At 70.7% G+C, this 20,929-nt stretch carries 14 protein-coding genes and 1 pseudogene; 11 read left to right on the forward strand and 4 right to left on the reverse strand.

Annotated elements, in window-relative coordinates; genetic code table 11:
* Positions 1-189: 189 nt before the first annotated feature.
* The 4 genes and pseudogenes from ABD340_RS02290 to ABD340_RS02305 all read left to right on the forward strand — a co-directional run.
* A pseudogene (locus tag ABD340_RS02290) lies at positions 190-333 on the forward strand (hypothetical protein); the annotation flags it as partial.
* A gap of 86 nt (positions 334-419) precedes the next feature.
* On the forward strand, positions 420-608 hold the full coding sequence (locus tag ABD340_RS02295; protein WP_344587147.1) for a hypothetical protein: 189 nt from the start codon (positions 420-422) through the stop codon (positions 606-608).
* Positions 608-775 (forward strand): sigma factor-like helix-turn-helix DNA-binding protein, encoded by a 168-nt coding sequence (locus ABD340_RS02300; RefSeq protein WP_344586642.1) that lies wholly within the window; start codon positions 608-610, stop codon positions 773-775. Before ABD340_RS02295 ends, ABD340_RS02300 begins: the two co-directional genes overlap by 1 nt.
* A 148-nt stretch (positions 776-923) precedes the next feature.
* Positions 924-1,265 (forward strand): hypothetical protein, encoded by a 342-nt coding sequence (locus ABD340_RS02305; RefSeq protein ID WP_344586643.1) that lies wholly within the window; start codon positions 924-926, stop codon positions 1,263-1,265.
* Positions 1,266-1,842: 577 nt separating this feature from the next.
* On the opposite strand, the gene ABD340_RS02310 is transcribed toward ABD340_RS02305, so the two are convergent.
* Positions 1,843-2,322 (reverse strand): NUDIX hydrolase, encoded by a 480-nt coding sequence (locus tag ABD340_RS02310; RefSeq protein ID WP_344586644.1) that lies wholly within the window; start codon positions 2,320-2,322, stop codon positions 1,843-1,845.
* Between the two features lie 406 nt (positions 2,323-2,728).
* Here ABD340_RS02310 and ABD340_RS02315 point away from each other — a divergent pair, with 406 nt between their 5' ends.
* Both ABD340_RS02315 and ABD340_RS02320 read left to right on the forward strand, forming a co-directional pair.
* Complete coding sequence (locus ABD340_RS02315; protein WP_344586645.1) at positions 2,729-2,866, forward strand: hypothetical protein; 138 nt, start codon at positions 2,729-2,731, stop codon at positions 2,864-2,866.
* Positions 2,867-2,894: 28 nt separating this feature from the next.
* On the forward strand, positions 2,895-3,311 hold the full coding sequence (locus ABD340_RS02320; protein ID WP_344586647.1) for a hypothetical protein: 417 nt from the start codon (positions 2,895-2,897) through the stop codon (positions 3,309-3,311).
* A gap of 9 nt (positions 3,312-3,320) precedes the next feature.
* Here the strand turns inward: ABD340_RS02320 and ABD340_RS02325 are convergent, their stop codons facing one another.
* Positions 3,321-4,874, reverse strand: coding sequence for a hypothetical protein (locus ABD340_RS02325; protein WP_344586648.1), 1,554 nt, complete (start codon positions 4,872-4,874; stop codon positions 3,321-3,323).
* A gap of 678 nt (positions 4,875-5,552) precedes the next feature.
* Between ABD340_RS02325 and ABD340_RS02330 the strand changes: the two genes are divergently transcribed.
* Positions 5,553-6,002: a hypothetical protein gene (locus ABD340_RS02330; RefSeq protein ID WP_344586649.1), complete on the forward strand. Its 450-nt coding sequence runs from the start codon at positions 5,553-5,555 to the stop codon at positions 6,000-6,002.
* Positions 5,939-6,919, forward strand: coding sequence for an RNA-guided endonuclease InsQ/TnpB family protein (locus ABD340_RS02335; protein WP_344586651.1), 981 nt, complete (start codon positions 5,939-5,941; stop codon positions 6,917-6,919). The genes ABD340_RS02330 and ABD340_RS02335 overlap by 64 nt, the downstream gene beginning before the upstream one ends.
* Before the next feature lie 894 nt (positions 6,920-7,813).
* Here the strand turns inward: ABD340_RS02335 and ABD340_RS02340 are convergent.
* Positions 7,814-9,040, reverse strand: coding sequence for a sensor histidine kinase (locus tag ABD340_RS02340; protein ID WP_344586652.1), 1,227 nt, complete (start codon positions 9,038-9,040; stop codon positions 7,814-7,816).
* 369 nt (positions 9,041-9,409) lie between these two features.
* On the opposite strand from ABD340_RS02340, the gene ABD340_RS02345 reads away from it, so the two are divergent.
* Complete coding sequence (locus ABD340_RS02345) at positions 9,410-10,024, forward strand: hypothetical protein (RefSeq protein ID WP_344586653.1); 615 nt, start codon at positions 9,410-9,412, stop codon at positions 10,022-10,024.
* Here ABD340_RS02345 and ABD340_RS02350 read toward each other — a convergent pair whose 3' ends face one another.
* On the reverse strand, positions 10,025-10,168 hold the full coding sequence (locus ABD340_RS02350) for a hypothetical protein (protein ID WP_344586654.1): 144 nt from the start codon (positions 10,166-10,168) through the stop codon (positions 10,025-10,027).
* 341 nt (positions 10,169-10,509) lie between these two features.
* On the opposite strand from ABD340_RS02350, the gene ABD340_RS02355 reads away from it, so the two are divergent.
* Positions 10,510-14,376 carry a non-ribosomal peptide synthetase gene (locus tag ABD340_RS02355; RefSeq protein WP_344586655.1) on the forward strand — a complete coding sequence of 1,289 codons (3,867 nt, stop codon included), beginning with the start codon at positions 10,510-10,512 and terminating at the stop codon, positions 14,374-14,376.
* Positions 14,373-20,927, forward strand: coding sequence for an SDR family NAD(P)-dependent oxidoreductase (locus ABD340_RS02360; RefSeq protein WP_344586656.1), 6,555 nt, complete (start codon positions 14,373-14,375; stop codon positions 20,925-20,927). Before ABD340_RS02355 ends, ABD340_RS02360 begins: the two co-directional genes overlap by 4 nt.
* Positions 20,928-20,929 lie beyond the last annotated feature (2 nt).

Consider the following 20,929-nt stretch of genomic DNA (forward strand, 5'->3'; position numbering starts at 1 on the left):
TCGGCGGCCCGATCGGGCCGCCGAGGCCGGGTCCGACAATCAGCTGATGGCGTCCGGGGACCCGCGCTGAGCCGGCCGTCCTGAGCGGCGTGCGCGATCAGGCTGATTTGCCAGAAATCATCGCAATGCGCGTAACACGGGTGTGTTCTCGTCCCAACAAGGGGTGATCGCCTACGAGAAGGACCGATGATGACCGAATCGAGGAGCACCAGCGGTGACCTCACCCGGATCAGGCGAGATCCCGCGGCCCTGGAGGCCTTCTACCGGAGGCACGTCGACACGGTGAGCAGGTTCGTGGCCAGACGTGTCGACGATCCGCACACCGCCGCGGACCTGACCGCGGAGGTCTTCCTGGCCGTGATCGATTCTGCGCACTCTACCGTCCCGAGCGCGGCAACGAGCGCGGATGGCTGTACGGGGTGGCCCGCAACGTGGTCGCGGCCGAACGCCGCCGGGCAGCGGCCGAGCAGACGGCGGCCCGTCGTGCCGGTGGGCGCCGGTACCTGGCCAGCGACGACCTGATGCGGCTGGAGGAGCAGATCGAAGCCGAGGCTGTCGCGCGCCGTACCGGGCGCTGGACGAGCTGCCCGACGACAGCAGGGTGTTGATGGAGCTGGTCGCTGTGGACGGCCTGCCGGTCGCGCAGGCGGCCGCCGCCCTCGGCATGTCCGCGGTCGCGGCCGGGGTGCGCCTGCACCGGGCCCGCAAGACCGTCCGCGCCGCTCTCGACCGTCGCGCCGCATCCGTCGTCGCGTCCTGGAAGGGAACGTCATGACCACCACCGACCGCCCCGACCACCAGCTCGCGGGCCAGCAGCGGATGCTCGCCGAACTGATCGAATACACCCGGAGCCTGCCCGCCGAGTCGGTCGAGACCATCGGCGACGGCGACGGTCGCGTCCCGGCGCCCAGACGCCGACCGCGATGGCGCCTGGGACGGCTGTCGCTGGTCGCCGCGGGGCGGCGGCGATCGCGCTGGCCGTCGCGGTCCCGGTCGCCCTCGGCTCGTACTTCAGCCCGGCGTACGCGGTGTCCCGGGAACCCGACGGCTCCATCAAGGTGCTCATCCGCGGATACAAGGACCCCGACGGCCTCGAACGCAAGCTGCGCGACTTCGGGGTGTCAGCCGTCATCGACTACCTGCCGCCGGGGACGCAGTGCAGGGAGCCCCGGGCGACCTACGCGCCTGTCGACAATGGGCTGTGGACCGAGGACCCGGCCGCCACCAGCGCAGAGGCGGCGGCCTTCATCCTGCACCCGACCTGATTCCGCGCGGCCAGACCCTCGTATACACCGTGTGGTTCGTCGAGTCCAACGAGGGCGAAGCGTCGGAGGGTCGTACCCAGCTGGCGACCGGCCCGGTCGCCCCCTGCGTCAGGGTGCCCGGTGGCGCTAAGCTGAGTCCCGGCTCCGACGGCCCAGGTAGCGGCTCGTACAACGGTCCCGGCAACCGGGACTGACGCCGACCGGTTGGTCCGCGTAGGCACCCGCGGAGAACGCGCCCGGCGCCGCCGCGAGCGCCGCCACCGCGAGGCGGCGCGGTGGCGGCGCGGTGGCGGCCGAGGCTTCACGACAAATCGGCGCCCTACTCCCTGGCCCCAGGGCCAAAGTGGATCGGTCGACGCAGGTCACGGGGTGTACACGCCGCCCGGCCGGATAACCGTGCGGACGCGCCTCGTCTGCGGTCGGATCTATGAAACCTGCGCAGGTCAGGAGCGGATTCGCAGCGGCCGGGCGAGGCCCTGGCAGTGGTCGGGTTCGGGCACTATGTCGAGCCGCGCGTCACGCTCTGCTACCTGGCGGCGTGGGCCACGTTCGGGAGGAGGACGCCAGCTCGGCGAGCTCACCTGGCGACATCGATCAAACGGGCCAAGGTCAAGTCGAGGCTCTGGGCATCGCCCGGCGGCGGGCTGGCGGGATGCCACCAGCAGATCGCGCTGATCTCGTCGTTCGGGACGAAGCCGTCATGCGGCCTCGCCTCGCCGAGATAGACGGCACCGTACTCGGGGCGCTGCTGCGCAACGAGCTGGAAGCGTGCGTATCCAACGAGCGCGAGCGCGGGTAGATCCAAGCCGGTTTCCTCAGACAGCTCCCGGACTGCCGCCTGGTACGGGGTCTCGCCAGGATCGATCAAGCCGCCCGGCAGTTCCCAGCACCGACGGAACCGGTTGAACACCAACAGCAGCCGCGGACCATCCCAAACCGCGGCCAGCGCCAAAGGCAGCGGCTGAGGCGGGTCCAGCACGTGAGATCCCTCCGCGGTGAAGGGCAAGAACCCCAGCAGCTCGTTACCCGCCTCGTCGATGGCAAGGGCTTCATTCACGCCTCGATGATGTCCCCATCCGAAGCAGCGGGCCGCATGGACCCGCAGCCGCAGAGATGACCAGTTCCGGTGACTATCCTCGGCGACGGTTCCGGCGGCGATGTGCTTGAGCCGCCGAAGTCCCGTCCTCACCCCGAACCATCAGGCCAGCTGAGAAGGGAATGGTCTCGCTGCATGAATGATGTCAGCCCCCAGCGAGACGTTCTGGCCACCAACCTGACTCAGTCGGAGTTCCAATATCGGTCCGGGTCGCCGTCGCGACGACCCCGACTAGCCCTCGCCGGGCGAGAGCCAGACACCGGTCTTTGACGGTGCGCCGCCCAAGGCGCCCTTGGCTGGCAGCGGGCTAGATGCCGCAGACACGAGCGGGACGCCAGCCGGAGACGGGCAGCCGCTGGCGGGCGACGTGGCGGTCCCGCTCCCGGACCGGGCAGCAGGCGAGCCCGAGTGGGTGCCGTACGCCGTCGCGCAGGGGATCGCCGAGGACGAGGCGAAGACCACGCCGAAGGCCGACCTCGTCGCCCAGTACGCCCCGGCCCAGTAGCCCGGCCCACGAGTGAACGGGGGTGGCGGTGGCAGAGCTGGTCGGCTGGCCCGACGCCGAACTCGTCCTCATCGACTACTTCACCGCGGCGCCGCCCGGCGTGCACACCTGCAACACCATCCCGCCCGTCGAGCTGTTCAACGAGCGGCTCCCGATCATCGACGTCACCCGCACCGGCGGCGACCACACCACCGGCACCTGGGCCGACGGCTACCTCGTCGACGAGCCGTCCATGGACCTCGACATCTGGGCCGCCTCGCTCGAATCCGGCCAGACGACGGCAGCGCATGCCAGGGCCGCGCTGGTCGCCATGCTCGGCTACCGCGCACACGGCGCGGCCGCCGGCCGCGTCCGCAACATCTCCGGGCCGCGGCGGCGCCCGGACGTGTCCCAGAACATCACCCGGCTCGGGAGGACCACCACGATCCCGCTGCGCCTGGTTTGAACACCTGGCCTAGTCGTACTTGGGAAGCAGCTGCTTGTCGACCACCCATTTCAGTGCCGCGGTCAGCTTGTCCTGCACGGGATTCTTCTGCAGATGTGAGCCGAGTGCGGCGAAGTACGCGTGCTGCGGCTTCGCCTGGTCATAGGAGTCGCGTACGTGGCCGGCGAGGGCCACCGGCGGGATGACTTCCGCGGTCTTCCACGAATTCGGTGTCGTGGCGATCGACTCCGCGGCTTTCTGCGCGGCCGATGACTCCTTCGTCGGTTCCCCGCCGAGCGGCAGCACCGGGCAGGCGATGGGGCTGAAACGGATGTAGGGGAGTCCGAGTGAGACCGCCAGGCCCGCCGTGCCCGCTCCCTCGAACAGCGAGGGCAGGGTGGCCTCCGCGTACATGAGGTCGAACACGTCCTGCGGCAATCCGTCCAGGCTGAGAATCAGCACCTCGTCGGCCTGTAGGCTCTCGATCGCCTCCGAGATCGCCTTGGCGTCCCGCTCGTCCTGCCTCACGATGACGTTCGCCTTGCCGTGAGCATGCAGGTACTTGAGGGTGAAGTTACGGACCACAGGATCGTCCTGAGGGTTCTCTTCGAATCTGGTCTTGACGGCAGTCCACGTCTCGTCTTTCAAGCCGCGCAGGAGAAGGACGACCGCACCCTTCTTGAATTGCGGTTCGTCCTCCTGAAGGACACGGATCATTCCGGCCAGATTGAAGAGGGCCACTGTGACGGGAGGCGAGTTACGGGTGGCGGCCGGCCCATCGGCGATCCCGTACACCGGACAGAAGAGCCGCCTCCCGCGCACTCCTTCGAGCACCGCCATGGCCGCTGCCACGGTCTCCCTCTTCCCCGGCATCTCAAGGAGGGTCTTCCAGGCCGTATCGGCCAGTTGCGGTCTGGGGCGCCGGTAAAACATGTACTCGAATTTCTGTTCCTTCAGTTCCTCGCCGAGGAAGAACGGCTTCTTGCGCGAGGCGACGTGGACGAAACTGTTGATCTTCGTCGTCTCGGTCTCCCAGGTGAACGGCTGGACGGCGATGACGACCGTGGATTTCAAGGCCGCGATCTCCTCGTCGAGGAAGGGCGGCTTCTTCGCGCCCTCGGAGGCGCTCGGCGGGTCTGCGTCGACCGGCTTCCGCTTCCTCTTCAACTCCTCGAACAAGCCCTGCTCGGGCGCGGGCGTGTAGTCCCAGCCGCCACTGATGGCCAGTCTGGCCTGTCCGGACACATGCTCCACGGCCACCACGGTGATCGGGACGGTCCTTCCTCCGCTGGATACGTCGAACGGGAGGGCGCCGTCGCCCATTTGCGGCAGCAGCTTCCTCAGCTTCTCCAAGGTCTCTTCCGAGTGGTAGACGATCTCCGCCCGCTTGATGATCCCGAGAGCGATGAAGCGCTTGAGGAACTGCAGAGTGGAAGCCTGGTGCCCGAAGTTCGCCCCATGTGGAATATAGAAACGCGGCGCCGTGTCTCCGAGGTAACGCTCCAGCGCTTTATAGGCCTTCTCGACTTCGGGATCGTCTTGTCCGTAGCCGGCATCGATCACCTGCTCGGTGGAGAATTCCATTCTGTGTACCACTCTCTTGCCGTGCCTGACGTGTCCAGGCTCATTGACTGGATTGCGTGCTCGTGCGGCAGCGCAGGAAGCATCCGGTCACATACTCCGTTCCCGGCGCCTCCGATCACGCGACATAATCGGTCGCTTCTTAAGTAACCCTAGCTTGCGCTTTCGCGGCTGTCCCGCCGGGCAAGCTGGCCAGGCGCGGCCATCTCGCGTAGCTACCGCCCGGTATCAAATCGGCCCCGGAGAGAAATATGCGCTTCCTCTAGATCGATATTCGCGAGTGATCTTTATGTGTCCGCGAGCGCCGTCCCGGTCGGTCAATGCCGACCACTGATCCGATGCTGCTTATTGTCCTGGTAATGAAGGGGATTCAGTCACCGAGAAAGCAAGGATGTGGCGACTGTGCTCCGATATGGCGCACCGTGCTGCGACGACCCGCCCCTGCCTGGCCGCCGGTCCTGGTCGGCTTGTCTGTTGGGACGGTGCCGCGCCAGCGTACGGCGCGTCCCGTGTACGCGGCGCGGCGGGCAAATCAGGATGGGTCGGTCAGGGCAGGGCGCCCAGCGCCGGCGATGCCGAGCTTCGGGAAGACCTTCAACCCGCGCCCCAGCCACACCCGCGAGCACCGACTCCCGCCGACCCGGCGGGTTTTCGCATGCCCGCACATCCTGAAGGAACGGAATGGGCAACACAGACAACGTCAGCGCAGGTTCGAAGGGCTTCGCCTACTTCGGCGCCGCCGGCACCGCGGCGCTGGCCGACATCACCTCGAACTGGCCGTCCGGTTGGGGCGATGCCGGGATCATCAAGGAGGAGGGCCTCACCGAGGCGCTTGCGCGGGAAGAGGTCACCCACATGGGGTGGGACCATGGCGCCGCGCTGCCGCCGGTCTTTGCAGGCGGCGGATGCGGAGATCCGGCGGGGCCGCAGGGAGATCGACTGGCTTGGGGTGTTGCCCGCGCGGGCCGCGCAGGCGGTGTTGAAGACCTACTTTCAGACGTGGAAGAACTGCTGGGACGGTCGCGCCGAGGAGCCCGGCTTCAAGGCGGTTCCGGACCGTCATGGCGGTGGACGTCCCGCAGGGCCGGGATCTCCACCTCAAGAGGGTGCACCGGCGGTGGGGGATGGTGAACATCCCCAAGGTCGGCCGGGTCCGGTTCCGCTGGACCAGGGACCTGCCGGTCGGCAAGCGTGCCGACAACAACAACCGGATCACCGGGGCCAGGCTGGTGCAGGACGCGCTCGGCTGGCACATCGCGTTCCGGATCCAGGCCCTGGAGCCCGAGCCCGAGGCCCACAAGGGTCCGGAGGCGGGGGTGGACGCCGGGGTGAACATCCCCCTCGCGCTCTCCGACGGCAACCATCAGGATCATGGCCGCCCGCTGCGCCTGCCGGCGGGCGGCGCGGATCGGGACAAGTGGCTGAACGAGGCCGAGAAGGCCAAGCTGCTGTGCCTGGAACGCCGCGCGGCGCACCGCAAGGGTTTCCGCAAGCCGAACGAGCGCACCTCGGCGCGGCTGCACAACACCTACGACCAGATCAAGAGCCTGCGTGCGACAGCCAAGCGGCGGGCCCTGGACTGGCAGCACAAGACCACCACAGATCTCGCCCGCACCTACGGGGTGATCGTGGTGGAACAGCTCAACATCGCGGGCATGGTCAGATCCGCCCGGGGCACGATCGAAGAGCCCGGGACAGGCGTGGCGGCCAAGGCCGGGCTGAACCGGTCGATCGCCCAGGAGGCGTGGGGCGGCACCATCACGATGCTGGCCTACAAGACGGCCCGGCACGGCGCCGCCCTGCACGAGGTGCCCGCGCCCGGGACCTCACTGGAATGCTCGCGCTGCCACACCACCACACCCGGCTCACGCGAGTCCCAGGCGGTGTTCGCCTGCAAGAACCCACTGTGTGGGTGGACCCGGAACGCAGACCTGAACGGTGCCTGCAATGTCCTGCACAGATACCGGACGACCCTCGTGGCCGTCCCGGCTGCCGGGAGGGCAGTCGCCAGGCGCACCCGTGGCGTCAAGCCGACCACCGCAAGCTAGGCCGGAATCTCCCGCCTTCAAGCGGGAGAGCGCTTCAAGGAGGCGTGGAGATCCACATGGCCGCCATCGTCCCCGATGACGGCGGCGCCTGGCAGCACCACCTCAGGATTGAGTGGGAGGGACTGAGGGGAAGGGACTGAGAGGAAGGGACTGAGGGGGATTGCACCGCTCACCCGGTCGTCCGCGCGCCTGACAGCCCGATGCGCCTGATGCCCCGTTCAGGAGGCGACGATGCCCTCTTGCACCGCGATCGCGAGCGCGACCGCAGACGGGGTGGTGAACCAGTCCAGGGACTCCCCGGGGCGCACGACAGGGCCGCTGAGGGCCCGGACCGGCATCGCGCGATGTCGGCGGTTGCTTGCTGACCGGGGCGCCCTGCGGCCTGGATGGACTCGGGGACCTGCCGCCGGTGATGCTCCAGGCGGACAGCGGGGGGGGCGTGGCCACCGGGCGGAAACCCGATATCGGTAGGGTTCGCGCGGCGCAGCGTCACATGATCATTGTTAGGTGCGTCCCCGCAGCCCAAGCCCCTGGCTGGGCAAAGCTTGCGGCACCTGTGGGCCAGTCCTCGATCTCGACGGTCCCCCAGACCTCGACCTCCACCGGGCCCAGCACGAAAGTTGTCATCACTTCGCTCGGTGAAGACCCCGCCGTGCGCATCCAGGACCCGCCAGATCAGCGGCGCCAGACCCCGCTCGACCATCGCCTGGTTTGGGAGCCCGCTCAACCCGTCCGACGCCGCCTCCGCCAGCTCGAACGGATTGGCGATGTCGGAGATGTCGGGCCCCGCGTCCATCATGTGACCGGCATGTCCGGCCAAGGCCCTTCCCGCGCAACAGACGGCGAAGCGCCCCATTCGGTGCCCCTCGACATGCCCTCATCGGCGGGTCCGGCTCAGTCCGCTGCTGTGTGCAGGGGGAGGCGCACGACCATGCAGGTGCCGGTCGCACGGTCGGCAATGTGCAGGCTGCCGTGGTGGGCCTGGGCGATCTGGCGGGCGATCGCCAGCCCCAGGCCGGTGCCTGAGGGATCGGCGCGGCGGGCATCAGCCCGGCGGTAGAAGCGGCAGAAGACCGCTTCGCGCTCGTCGGCGGGGATACCGGGCCCGTCATCGGTGACCTGCACCATCGCCTCGCCGCCCGCGGCGGTGACCGACACCTCGATCCGGGTGTCAGCGTGCCGCTCAGCGTTGTCCAGCAGGTTGCTCAGCAGCCGCACCAGCCGCGGCCTGCAGCCGTGCACCACGGCCGGTGCACCCAGGCGGCTGTCGCAGGGGAGCCGACCGGAAAGCCGCGTCAGTGTGTCGCGGACCAGCTGACACAGATCCAGCGGTTCGGTCTGCATGGGGGCCTCGGCGTCCAGGCGGGCCAGCTCCAGCAGGTCGGAGACGATATCGCTGAGGTGCTGGGCGTCCTGCAGAGCCGCATGCAGCACCTGACGCGAATCGGTGTCGGGGTCGGCCAGGGCGTCCTCCAGCCGCGTCTGCAGACCGGCCAACGGGTTGCGCATGTCGTGGGAGGCGTCGGCGACCTCCTGCTGCTGCCGCTCGACCCTGTCCCGCAACGCGGCCATGGCCCGGCGCTCGCATGCCCGGGCGTGGCGGAGCCGCTCGTTCACCTCCTGCAGATCCCGTGACCGGGCGTACAACTCCACCTCCAACCCCAGAAGGTCGGCGGGCATGCCCAGCTCGCGCGCCCGATGCTCATCCAGCTGCTCGATGAACGCCGTGATGTCCTCGGACCGGTGGATGATCGCCGTGACCCGCTCCTGCGCATCCAGCATCGGGGCGTTCACCGTGCTCCAATACCGCTTCTCGAACACCCCCGGCCGGCCGGGGACCTCAAGGTCGTAGCGTCCCCACGGCATGACGTAGGGCTTGCCCTCGGCCAGCACCCATTCCAGGGCCTCCCGCCAGTGCGCGGCGTGTTCTCCCGAGCCCCCTCCGCAGAGCACCTCGAACACGTTCCGGCCGATCATCTGGCCACGGGGTTGGCGCGCCAGCCGCTCGTAGGCCTGGTTCATCGCCACGTACACCAGGTCAGGAGAGATCACCGCACACGCCACGGGCTCCACATCGAACACCGCGGCCAGATCCACCTGCACCAGGTCCGCCTGAACCACGCCACACCTCTACCCGGCCCCGGCAAACCGGCCCACATCCAGGCGATAGGTGTTCGCAAAACCCAGCAAACCCGCCCCGTCGATGCCCGATTCGCCCACCGCGCCCACTGCCGACGCCGTGACCGGGCCTGCGGATCAGTGCGGACGGCGAACACGAGGACGACGGCGGCGCCTCAGTGGCCGCGGACATGGCCGGCACGATGCTGTTCACCTGCACTGGCGCGGGGAGAAGGGCACAGCGATGGGCAAGGCAGCCACGAACCGGGCACGACGCGGTGACGCCGGTGAGCGCCGCGCTGCCACGGGCCGTCCGGGATCGCGACGTCATGTGGTCGTGGAGACGCTGGAAGTGGGCCAGCGCGCGCCGGGATGGTCACGATGCGGATGGGCCTGGAGGAGGACGAGCCGATGCGGCTGGTGGTCCCGGCCCGGCAGGCCGCGTCGCTGCTCCAGATGCTGCAGGAGGCGCGGCTGGATGCCGAGGAGACCTACTGGACGCAGATCGCTCCCGGTGAGGTCGCCAAGCAGCGGCAGGGCATGCCGTGGCCTGCCATGGCCGAACGCCGGGACATGCTGCTGGGGTCGGACTGGGAGGGCGTCCTGGCCGCAACCCCCGGGCGGAGGGCGCGGCCTGTTCCTGGTCACCTTCGCCGGTCATGTCGGGCTGTGCGCGGAGCCCTCGTACGCCAGCGGACGCGTGCTGGCCATCATCGATCCCGTGCAGCTGCACCGGATCAACCCGACCCTGAACGCCGCGCTCGCCGCGGCGCGGGCCGAGGACAGGGCGCTGGCGCACCAGCCGTCTCCGCGCGGATCTTCCAGGCCCACCGCTTCCTGGAGACCCAGCCCTGGCCGTATGTGCCGCCCGGGTACGCCGACCCCGCCAAGGAGCAGGCCCAGGTGGAGATGAGCGGCCGCTACCGCGACTTCCTCACCCGCGCCCCCTACCAGCGGCCGCCCGAGCGCCGCATCAGGGCGTGCTGATCAAGCGGCCAGGCCGAGGTCGAGGTGGGTGTCCATGTCGATGAAGATGGTGCCGTAGAGGTTGGCGTGCGACCAGAACAGCGGGGACAGGGCCCGCCGGTCGGCGTCGGTGAGCCGGTTGGCCCACTGCGGTTCCGTCAGCACGGACTGGACCCCAGCCCCCGCAGTTCCGGAAGGTGAGCTTGCGGCCGGTGAAGTCTGGTCTGTCGTAGAAGCAGCACGCATCACTCGCGCAAGGGTCGGCCACCGCCGCGCGCCCGGCACCGGCTGGGAAGGTGAGCGTGACTCTTCCGCTGTTGTAGCTGACCACATTGGTGCGGTCTGAACCCCGCGCGGTCTCAGGGGCGACGCCCGTGACACTCCCGTTGGTAGCAGCTGGCATGACCGCGCCCCGGCCACGTGGGCAACGCTCGGTCCATCTCCTATGGTTATGATAACCGTTATCGTATTTATGCTCCTCGTCCGCGTCCTCCCGAAGGAGACTCATGCGTGATGTGCCGTCTTCGTCCCTGTCCGTGTCGGTCGACGATGTCGCAAGGGTGGTCGCCGAGGTGCTCGGCGTCGCGCCGGATACGGTCGACCACGATGCGGTTCTGACCGTCCTGGGCCTGGACTCGTTCACTGCCGTCCGGCTGCGCCGCCGGCTGCGGGACCTGGGGCTCGACCTGCCGATGACGGCGTTCCTTGGGGCGGCCACTGTCCGGAGCGTGGCGGCGGGGGTCTCCGATCCCGGAGAGGCGCCGGGTGCTGCGGCCGAGGGCTTTCCGCTGACGCCGTTGCAGGCCGCGTACTGGATCGGCCGCAGCCCCGCTTTCCCGCTCGGGGGCGTCGCGACGTTCTACTACCGGGAGTACGACCGGACGCCAGGGCCCGAGGGGCCGGAGAAGGATCTGGCCCGGCTCGCCGTCGCCTGGAACCGCCTGGTCGGCCACCACCCGATGCTGCGCATGATCGTCGACGGTGACGGGCGGCAGCACATCCTGCCCGAGGTCCCGTCGTATGAGATAGAGGTCGTGGACCTGCGGTCGGCGACGCCGGAGGAGACGGACGTGCGCCTGACCGCGCTGCGTCGCGAATGTTCGCACCAGGTGCGCGACGCGGCGCGGTGGCCGCTGTTCGACGTCCGCGCGGCCTTCCTCTCTGACGGCCGAACGCGGATCTTCCTGGGCATCGACGTGCTCGCCCTCGACCTGGCGGGCTGGATGCAGATTCTGGCCGAATGGGGGGCGCTGGTCGCGGATCCGGCTGCCGAGCTTCCGGTCGCCCCGATCACCTTCGCCGAGCTGGTCGAACACCGGGCTGCCGACCCCGCGGAGGCGCGGCGGAAGGAGCGCGACCGGGAGTACTGGCGGCGGCGGGCCGAGACGCTTGCGCCCGGGCCGCGGCTGCCCTGGGCGGCCGACCTGGCCGAGTTGCGCTCGCACCGCTTCAGCCGCTGGTCCGCCGAGCTGTCCGCGCCAGAGTGGCGTGAGCTGCGGGAACGGGCGGCCGAACGCGGGCTGAGCCCGACCGGTGTGCTGCTGGCGGCGTTCGGGCTCGTGCTGGCTCGGTGGGGCGCGGCCACGCCGTTCTGTCTCAACACCACGCTGTTCGACCGGCCCGATGATCCGGAGCTGGCGCACCTGGTGGGCGACTTCACCTCGACGGTCCTGGTGGAGGTGCCCGAGCCGGAGCCGCGCGGTTTCGGGGACTTCGCGGCTCGGGTCAACCGGCGGTTCTGGACGGACATGGAGTACCGCACCGTGTCGGGAGTCGAGGTGCTGCGCGACGCTGGGGCCACCGACCTGACCCCGACGCATCCGGTCGTGTTCACCAGCGGCCTCGGCCTGTCCGACCCCGAACGCGACCCGGCGGCATGGCTGGGGGAGGAGGTCTTCGGGATCTCGCAGACCCCGCAGGTCGCGCTCGACCACATCGTCCACGACGAGGGCGGACGGCTGCGCATCGCGTGGGACGCGGTCGACGGCGCGTTCGCCGAGGGGTTCGTGGCGGGCATGCGAGATGCGCATCTCGGGCTGCTGCGGCGGCTCGCCGCCGAGCCCGGTGCCTGGGACGACCCCGGCCTCGGCTGGGACCCGACCTTCCTGTCGGAGAAATCCCTGGACTGCCGCCCATTCGGTGATGCCGGGCCCCTGCTGAACGATCCGCTGCGCGTCGTCGCGAAGACCGTGCCGGACAACGCGGCCCTGCTCGACTCCGCCGGAGGCCTCAGCCATGGGGAGCTGGCCGAGCGTACGGAGCGCATCGGCGGTGTCTTGGCCGCACAGGGAGTCGGGTCGGGCGACCTGGTCGCGGTGGCCTTCGACAAGGGCATCGAGCAGGTGACCGCGCTGCTGAGTGTGTGCGCGAGCGGCGCCGGATACGTCCCGGTGGAGCCGTCGTGGCCCGCCGGCCGGATCGCTTCGGTGTGCGAGCAGGCGGGCGTGCGGAGGGCGCTGGTACCCGAGGGCTCCACAGTCGAGTGGCCTGCCCATGTCAGCGTGCACACAGTGGCGGCATTGGGATCGCTTGAGGGTGAGGTGGCCCGTCCTCGTGCGGCCGCCCCCGACGACCTTGCCTACGTCATCTTCACCTCGGGCTCCACCGGACGTCCCAAGGGCGTGGCCATCGAGCACCGGGCCGCCCGGACCACGATCGACGACCTGATCGATCGGTTCCCGGTCGGGCCGGACGACCGGATGCTGGCGTTGTCGGCGTTCAGTTTCGACCTGTCGGTGCACGACATTTTCGGCGTGATGGGCACCGGGGCCGCGCTCGTGCTGCCCGATGCCGACCGCCAGCGCGACCCGGGCCATTGGCTCGATCTGATGGAACGGCACCGGGTCACGGTCTGGAACACCGCGCCGGCGCTGTTGGAGATGCTCGTCGAGTATGCCGAGATCGAGCCGGAACGCGCCCGCGCGGTGCTGGCCCCGTTGCGCCTGGTGTTCCTGTCGGCCGACTGGATTCCGGTCACGCTGCCCGACCGGGTCCGGGAGTTGGCGCCCGAGGCGCGGCTGGTGAGCCTGGGCGGGGCCACCGAGGCGTCGATCTGGTCGATCTGCTATCCGATCGGCGAGGTCGATCCTTCGTGGCCGAGCATCCCGTACGGGCGGGCCCTGCGGGGCCAGTCGTTCCACATTGTCGACAAGCAGGGGCGGCCGTGTCCGGTCGGCGAGGCGGGTGAGCTCCACATTGGCGGAGACGGCTTGGCTCGCGGCTACATCGGCGATGGGAAACAGACCCGCGAGCGGTTCGTGGTCGACCCGGTGCTGGGACGTCGCCTGTACCGTACCGGGGACCTTGGCCGGTGGCGGACGGACGGGAACATCGAGTTCCTGGGGCGGCTCGACCGCCAGGTCAAGATCCGTGGGCATCGCATCGAGCTGGGCGAGGTGGAGTCCGCCCTCAACCGTGCGCCGGGCGTGCGGCATTCGGTGGCCCTGTCGGTCCGCGGCCCGGACGACCGGCCGCGGCTGATCGCCTACCTGGTCGCCGCCGGGCCCGGTGGCCGGCCGTCCGATGAAGAGCTGATCGCCCACCTGCGCGAGCGCGTGCCCGACTTCATGGTGCCGAGCCGGATCCTGTGGCTGGAGGAGTTCCCGGTCACCGACAACGGCAAGGTCGACTACAAGGCGCTGGCCAATCCCTACCGCCGTGCGGCCTCCACCGAGCCCGCGCGTGAGCAGGTCGCGCCTCCCGCCCCCGTGAAGGAGGCGGAGGAGCTGGCGGCCTTGCTCCGGCAGGCCGGGGAGCAGGGCCTGGACGTGGCGGTGCGGATCTCCGGCGGCGTGCTCACCCCGGCGCGGGCGCTGACGGCCGCGGGTGAGTGGGCCGGACGGTTGTCGGCCGCGGCGGCGGGCCAGGGGGTCGCCCTGCACGAACGACTGCCCTCGGACGGGCTCATCGAGCTCAGCGTCGTCGCGGCACCGGCACCGGCACCGGCACCCGAACGACCTGTTGAACCAATGCCAGCACCCGAACCTCCTCCAGCTTCCCCAGAGACCGTCCTCCAGGCCGCCACGGAGACCGACCCGGAGATCGAGCGTGTTGTGGCCGAGACGCTGGGCGAGCTGCTCGGTGGTGCCCCGATCGACGTGAACATGCCCTTTCTGCGCCTCGGAGCCACCTCGCTCACCCTTGTGCGGGCCCATGCCAGGCTCACCGAACGGCTCGACCCCGGCCTGTCCGTAGTGGACCTGTTCACCCGGCCGACCGTGCGGGGGCTGGCGAGCTGGATCACCTCCCGGACCGGCGAAGGTGACGCGACCCGCGAGGGTGACGCTCCAGCCCCGGCTGCCGCGGATCCTGGGGCACGGCGGGCACGGAATCGCCGTCTCGCCCGCCGGAAGGCCGCCGAGGTCGCCCGATGAGCCGGCATGAGTTCACGGCCGATCCGGACAGTGCCGTCGCCGTCACCGGGCTGGCCTGCCGCTTTCCGGGCGCGCCGGACGCGGACGCCTTCTGGGAGATGCTCGTCGAGGGCCGCGAGGGACTGACCCGCCTCATCGACGAAGAACTCGCCGAGCGCGGCGTGCCTCGCCGGCTCCGCCGCGACCCCGCCTACGTGCCGGTCGCCGGGCTGATCGACGGCCAGGACCTGTTCGACCCCGAGCCGTTCGGGCTCGCCGATGCCGAGGCCGCGCTGCTCGATCCTCAGCACCGGCTGTTCCTGGAGTGCGCCTGGCGGGCGCTGGAACAGGCGGGCCACGGCGGAGGACGCGGGGCAGGATCGGTCGGGGTGTTCGCCGGAGCGGCGCAGAGCGCCTATCTGGCGGGCAACCTGGCCGACCGCTGGGACCCGACCGGGGGCGGGGCCGACCCGGCCGGAAGCCTGCAGACGGCGATCGCCACGCAGACCGACTACATGCCGCTGCAGACCGCCTACCGCCTGAACCTCACCGGCCCGGCGATCGCGGTGAACACCACGTGCTCTACCTCTCTGGTCGCGGTGCACATGGCGGCTCAGTCGCTGCTGTCGGGCGAGTGCGACACCGCGCTCGCGGGCGGGGTGTCCCTGATCGTGCCGCAGGGCCGCGGATACCTGTCCATGGCCGACGGGATCTACTCTCGCGACGGCAAGGTGCGCCCGTTTTCCGCGCAGGGCAGCGGGATCGTCTACACCCAGGGCGTCGGCGTGGTCGTGCTGCGCCGGCTGCGGGACGCTCTGGACGACGGCGATCCGATCCTGGCCGTCGTGCTCGGCTCGGCGGTGAACAACGATGGCGCCGCCAAGGCCGGCTTCACAGCCCCGTCCCTGCACGGACAGGCGGCCGCCATCGCCGAGGCGCACGCGGTCGCGGACGTCGGGCCGCGGCAGATCGGGTACGTCGAGGCGCACGGCACCGCGACCCGCATCGGCGACCCGATCGAGGTGGCGGCGCTGCGCCGAGTCTTCGGCGATACCGGACCGGCCTGGTGCGGGCTCGGGTCGGTCAAGAGCAACATCGGCCACGCCAACTCCGCAGCCGGGATCGCCTCGTTCATCAAGACCGTGCTGGCGGTGCGCGCGCGGATGCTGCCGGCCTCGCTGCACGCCGAGCCGGTCAACGAACTCCTCGGGTTGGACGGGTCCCCTTTCGAGGTCGTCACCCAGACCGGTACGTGGGAGGGACCCCGCCTGGCCGGGATCAGCTCGTTCGGCATCGGCGGCACGAACGCGCACGTCATCGTGGGTCCCGCCCCAGAATCCCTGCCCGCCGAGCCCGATCCGCGACCGCAGACCGTCATCCTGGCGGCGCACAGCCCACAGGCCCTTCACGACACCGCCGCCGAACTGGCGACATGGGCCGAACAGCAGGACTCCGCCGTCGCGGCGGATCTGGCGTACACGCTGCAGACCGGCCGCGAGCATCACCCGCACCGGCTCGCGATCGTGGCCGACCGCGACTCTCTCGGCCACGCCCTGCGTGCGGCGGCACCGGTCCCTCCGGTGTACGGACCGCCGCGCGTCATCTTCGCCTTCCCCGGCGGCGGCAGCGCCCGCCCCGGCATGGGAGCGGAGCCGTACGCCGCAGAGCCGGTGTTCGCCGACTGCGTGGACGAGTGCGCGGAGCTGTTCGCCGACCTCCTGGATCTGGACATTCGGACGGTCATCCGCGGTGAGTCGGCTGATGCGGCGCGGGCTCATGGGGCCGTCCACGGATTGCCGGCCCTCTTCGCGGTGTCGCTGGCGACCACGCGCCTGCTGGGCTCCTGGGGCATCGGCCCGCACGCGGTGCTCGGTCACAGCCTCGGCGAGTACACCGCGGCGGTGGCCTGCGGCGCCCTGCCGCTGGCGGACGCCGCCCGCCTTATCGCCGTGCGTTCCACCGCGCTGGCCGAGGTGGCCGGTGACGGCGCGATGCTGTCCGTCCCGCTGCCCGAACGCGACACGCGTGCCCTGCTTGCCCGGCACGACGCCGTCGACCTCGCGGCGGTCAACGGCCCGAACGCCTGCGTGGTGTCCGGCCCGAACCCCGAGGTGGACGCGCTGAAGGCCGAACTGCGCGCCACTGGCCTCGAACCGACCCGGCTGCGGTTCGACGGTGCCGCGCACTCCCGCCTCGTGGAGCCCGCGCTGCCTGCCATGCGGGAGGCGGCCGCGCGGGTCAGAGCGGGCACCCCCGCCGTTCCGCTGATCAGCACGGTGACCGGAACGGCCGTCGACACCGAACTTGGCACGGCCGAGCACTGGGTGCGCCAGCTCCGGCACACCGTCCGGTTCTCCCAGGCCCTGCGCACGACCGTCGAGACCGTGGGCGGTTCGCCTGATGTGCCGGTGGTGCTCGTCCAGGTCGGACCGGGCGCGGCGCTGGTCACGCTGGCGCGCGGCCACGATCTGCCTGGGTTGCGCGCGGCCCTGACCACGCTGGCGGTCGACACCTCCGACAGTGACATGGCCGCTCTGCGGGTCGCCGCCGGGCATCTGTGGGCGCACGGTGTGGACGTCGACTTTCCCGCCATGCACCGGCCGGGACGGCGTCGCGTGGCCGCCCCGGGATACGCGTTCCAGCGGCGTCGTCTCTGGATCGATCCGCCGGAGCGTTCCGCCGTCCCAGCCGACGGGGAGACACCCGACGAGACCGAACCGCTGCAGATACCCGTCTGGAACCAGGCCACCCCGCTTGACCCGGTCACACGACTCGACGGCCGCTGGCTCGTCGCCGGACGCCACGAACCCGCAGTCGCGGAGGTCTGTGCCGCCTTGGCCAAGGCCGGTGCCGAGGCGGTGCCGCTCGCGCTGGTGGACGACGCCACGGCCGGGAAGTGGGCCGGTGCCGTCACGCTTGCCCACGACGGCGGGCCGGAGGAGCCGGCTTTGGTGAGCGAGGAGATCCTGCACCAGGCACGGGTCGCCGAAGTCATTGCGGCCGCCGACGAGCCGCCCTCGGTGCTGCTTCACGTGACCCGCTCGGCGCAGCGGGTCGAAAGCGCCGACCGGCCCGATCCGGTCGCGGCCGCGTCCCATGCCCTTCCCCGCGTCATCGCCCAGGAACAGCCCGGGCTGCGCTGGCGCACACTGGATTTGGACGTCTGCGCGGATCTCGGTAGCGCCGTGCTGGCCGAACTCGGCGACGGCGTCACCGCTGGTGTGTCCGGCGCCGAGGTCGCCGTGCGCGGTGGCAGCCGGTGGGCGCGCGGCGTCCGGCCGTGGCGGCCCCCCTCGGAGAACGGCCATGCCGAGGCCGGGCACATCGCGCTGATCACCGGCGGGCTCGGAGACGTGGGCCTGACCATCGCGGCGCACCTGGCCCGCCAAGGCCTGCGTGTCATGATCACCTCCCGGTCCGGGACGCCCCAGGACGGCGAACGCGCCGAGTCGCTGCGGCTGCTCGCCGACGGGGGGCTGGACGTCGAGGTCCGGCAGGTGGACGCCGCCGACGCCGAGACCACCGCGGCGCTCCTCGGCGAGCTCGCCGAACAGGCCCCGATCGCCTTGGTGGTGCACGCCGCCGGAGTGGTCGCCACGGCCGACCTGCAGCCCATGCGACGCGTGACGGTCGAGCATGTCACCGGCCACGTCCGCGCCAAGATCGAGGGTGTGCTGGCGCTGCGGGCGGCGCTGGACGCGCTGCCCGCCGACCGGCGTCCGCCGACGGTGGTGCTGATGTCGTCGGCGGGCACGCTGGTCGGCGGCATCGGCATGGGGCCGTACTGCGCGTCCAACCGCTACCTGGACGCCTTCGCCGAAGCGCTCGCGTCCGATCCGTCCTCCGGCACCCGGTGGGTCAGCGTCGTCTGGGACGCCTGGAAGGTCGGCCCTCTCGGCAGAGAGCGCGAGGTACGGCTGTCGTACGCGCTCGACGCCCGAACCGGGATGGGCGCCCTCGACCGGGTACTGGCGGCCCGAAGGTCAGGCACGCTTTCGCCGGTGGTCGCGGTCTCCACCACCGACCTACGGGAACGGATGGCCCGGTCGGCCTTCACCACGCCCCGGGCGTCCACCGGAACCGGCGACACGACGAACGGCACGGAACTGACCGCGCCCCAGCGAGTGGTGGCCGAACTGTGGTCGGACCTGCTCGGCGTGCCGGTGACATCTCCCGATGCCGACTTCTTTGCGCTCGGCGGCCACTCGCTGCTGGCCACCCGCATGCTCACCACCCTGCGTGGGACCCTCGGCGTCGAGTTGCGGCTGCGGGACCTGTTCGCCCGCCCCACCGTCGCCGGGCTCGCCGAGCTGCTGGAAGGCACTGCCGAAGCGGAGCCCGCACCGACGTTCCTGTCGGCAGAGCAAACCGGAGAGGAATCGAGCGACGGCACCTTCCCGATGACACGCGTCCAGCACGCGTACTGGATCGGGCGCGGCGGCGGCTACGCGCTCGGCGACATCGCTTGCCACTTCTATCTGGAGTACGACTGCGCGGACCTCGACCTGGCCCGCTATGAGGCCGCCTGGCGGAAGGTGATCGCGCGGCATCCCATGCTCCGCGCGATCGTCACCGACCACGGCCGTCTAAAGCCGCTCGACCACGTACCTTCCTACCGGATACGCGTCCACGACCTGACCGGGGCCGCCGACCCCGCCCGCACTGAGCGGCTGGCCCGGCTGCGCACCCGCGTCTCACGCGACCCGGGGCCGCCGGACCGCTGGCCGCTGGTGCAGATCCAGGCCGCTCGCCTGCCCAGCGGACGGGTGCGCCTGTTCATCGGCGTGGACGTGCTGATCTGCGATGCCGGCAGCTACTGGATCATCGACCGGGAGGTCCGGCACTTCTATGAGAACCCCGACGCGCCGCTGCCGGAGATCGGCGTGGACTTCCCCGCCTGCGTGCGGGCGATCGAGGCCGCGCGAGAGGGCGACGAATGGCGCCGGGCCGCCGCCTACTGGCGAGACCGCATCGACACCCTCCCCGGGTCGCCGCCACTGCCTGTCACCGAGCTCGACGGACCACCGAGGTTCGTGCGCCACGCCGACAGGCTCGGCGCCGCCGAGTGGGACGGGTTGCGCGCCGAGGCCGCTGGGCGCGGCACCACACCGACCGCCGTGCTGCTGGCCGCCTATGCCGAGGCACTGGCCGCCTGGTCGGGGAGTCCGCACTTCGCGTTGACCCTGACCTTGTTCGACCGTCCGCCGCTGCATCCGGACGTCGACGCGGTGGTCGGCGACTTCACCTCCCTGCTGGTCCATGAAGTGGACCGCCGCGAACCCGCCACGTTCGCCGAGCACGTCCGCGACGCGCACCGGCGGCTGTTCGCCGACCTCGACCACCGCGCCTACTCGGCGCTGGACCTGTTCGCCGAACGGTCTGCGCGCACCGGCGAGGTCGGCTCGGTGCCGGTGGTGTTCACCAGCGCGCTCGGTTTGGAGGATCTGGTCGGCGGAGAACCCGATCTGCAGTGGGTCGGCGAGCAGGTGCACGCGCTCAGCCAGACACCGCAGACCTGGCTGGACCATCAGGTCCTCGTCCAGCGCGGCGAGTTGCTCGTGCAGTGGGACTTCGTCGAGGGCGTGCTGCCCGCCGACGAGGTGAATCAGGTGTTCGCCGGGTACGTCGCGCGGCTGCGGCGCCTGGCCACCGACCCCGACGCGTGGGACGAAATCCCCGGACCCGAGGGCGGCGTGACCGTCACCGAGGATGTGGTGGTTCCGTTGCGCGACGGCACGAGCGACCGCACGCTCTACCTGTTGCACCCTTCGGGCGGCGACGTCATGTGCTACGCCGAGCTGTCCCGGCTGCTGGACGAACGGTTCTCCATCGTCGCCATCACCGACCCCTGCCTCATCGGCGGCGATGCCCCCGGCGACCTCACCGACCTCGCCCGCGGCTACGGGGAGGTGATCCGGCGCCGGTCCCCAGGGCCGTACCTGCTGGGCGGTTGGTCGATGGGAGGCAGCCTTGGCCAGGAGGTCGCCCGCCACCTCCACGAACAGGGCGAAACCGTCGACCTGCTGGTGATGCTCGACTCCAACGACCCCACCTACATCACAGCCATCGACGCCCCGACCCCGGACGCCGTCGAGGCCGAGGTGACGGTGCGGATGCTGGGCGCCTTCGAGGCCTACCGCGGCATCGACCTGGGCGTCGCCGCGCCGGAAGGGCGGGCGGCGATGCTCGCGCTGCCGCCTGATCGCCGGTACGCGGAGGTCACCCGGCGGCTGCGCGACCACGGTCTCCTCGGCCGCCGCGACGGCGTGCATGGCCGGGTGGCCGTCTTCGCCCGTCACCTGCGCGGCCTGGCCGAGCACACGCCGGGGCGGCTCATCGACGAGACGACCCCCACGCTGCTGGTGCGTGCCGACCATCCCGCGACACGCAACTCCGGCATCGGGATGGGCGTGGACGACACCCCCTCCGGCCTGCCCGACCTGGGCTGGGAGCGCCATCTGGCCGGCCCTCTCGAAGTCCACGGCATCGACGCCGACCACTACGGCCTGCTGCGCGCCCCCGCCGTCGCACGTCTCGCCGAGCTCATCAACCAGACGCTCGCCCGCCACTGACG

The organism is Actinomadura vinacea (assembly GCF_039532545.1).
Taxonomy (GTDB): Bacteria; Actinomycetota; Actinomycetes; order Streptosporangiales; family Streptosporangiaceae; genus Spirillospora; species Spirillospora vinacea.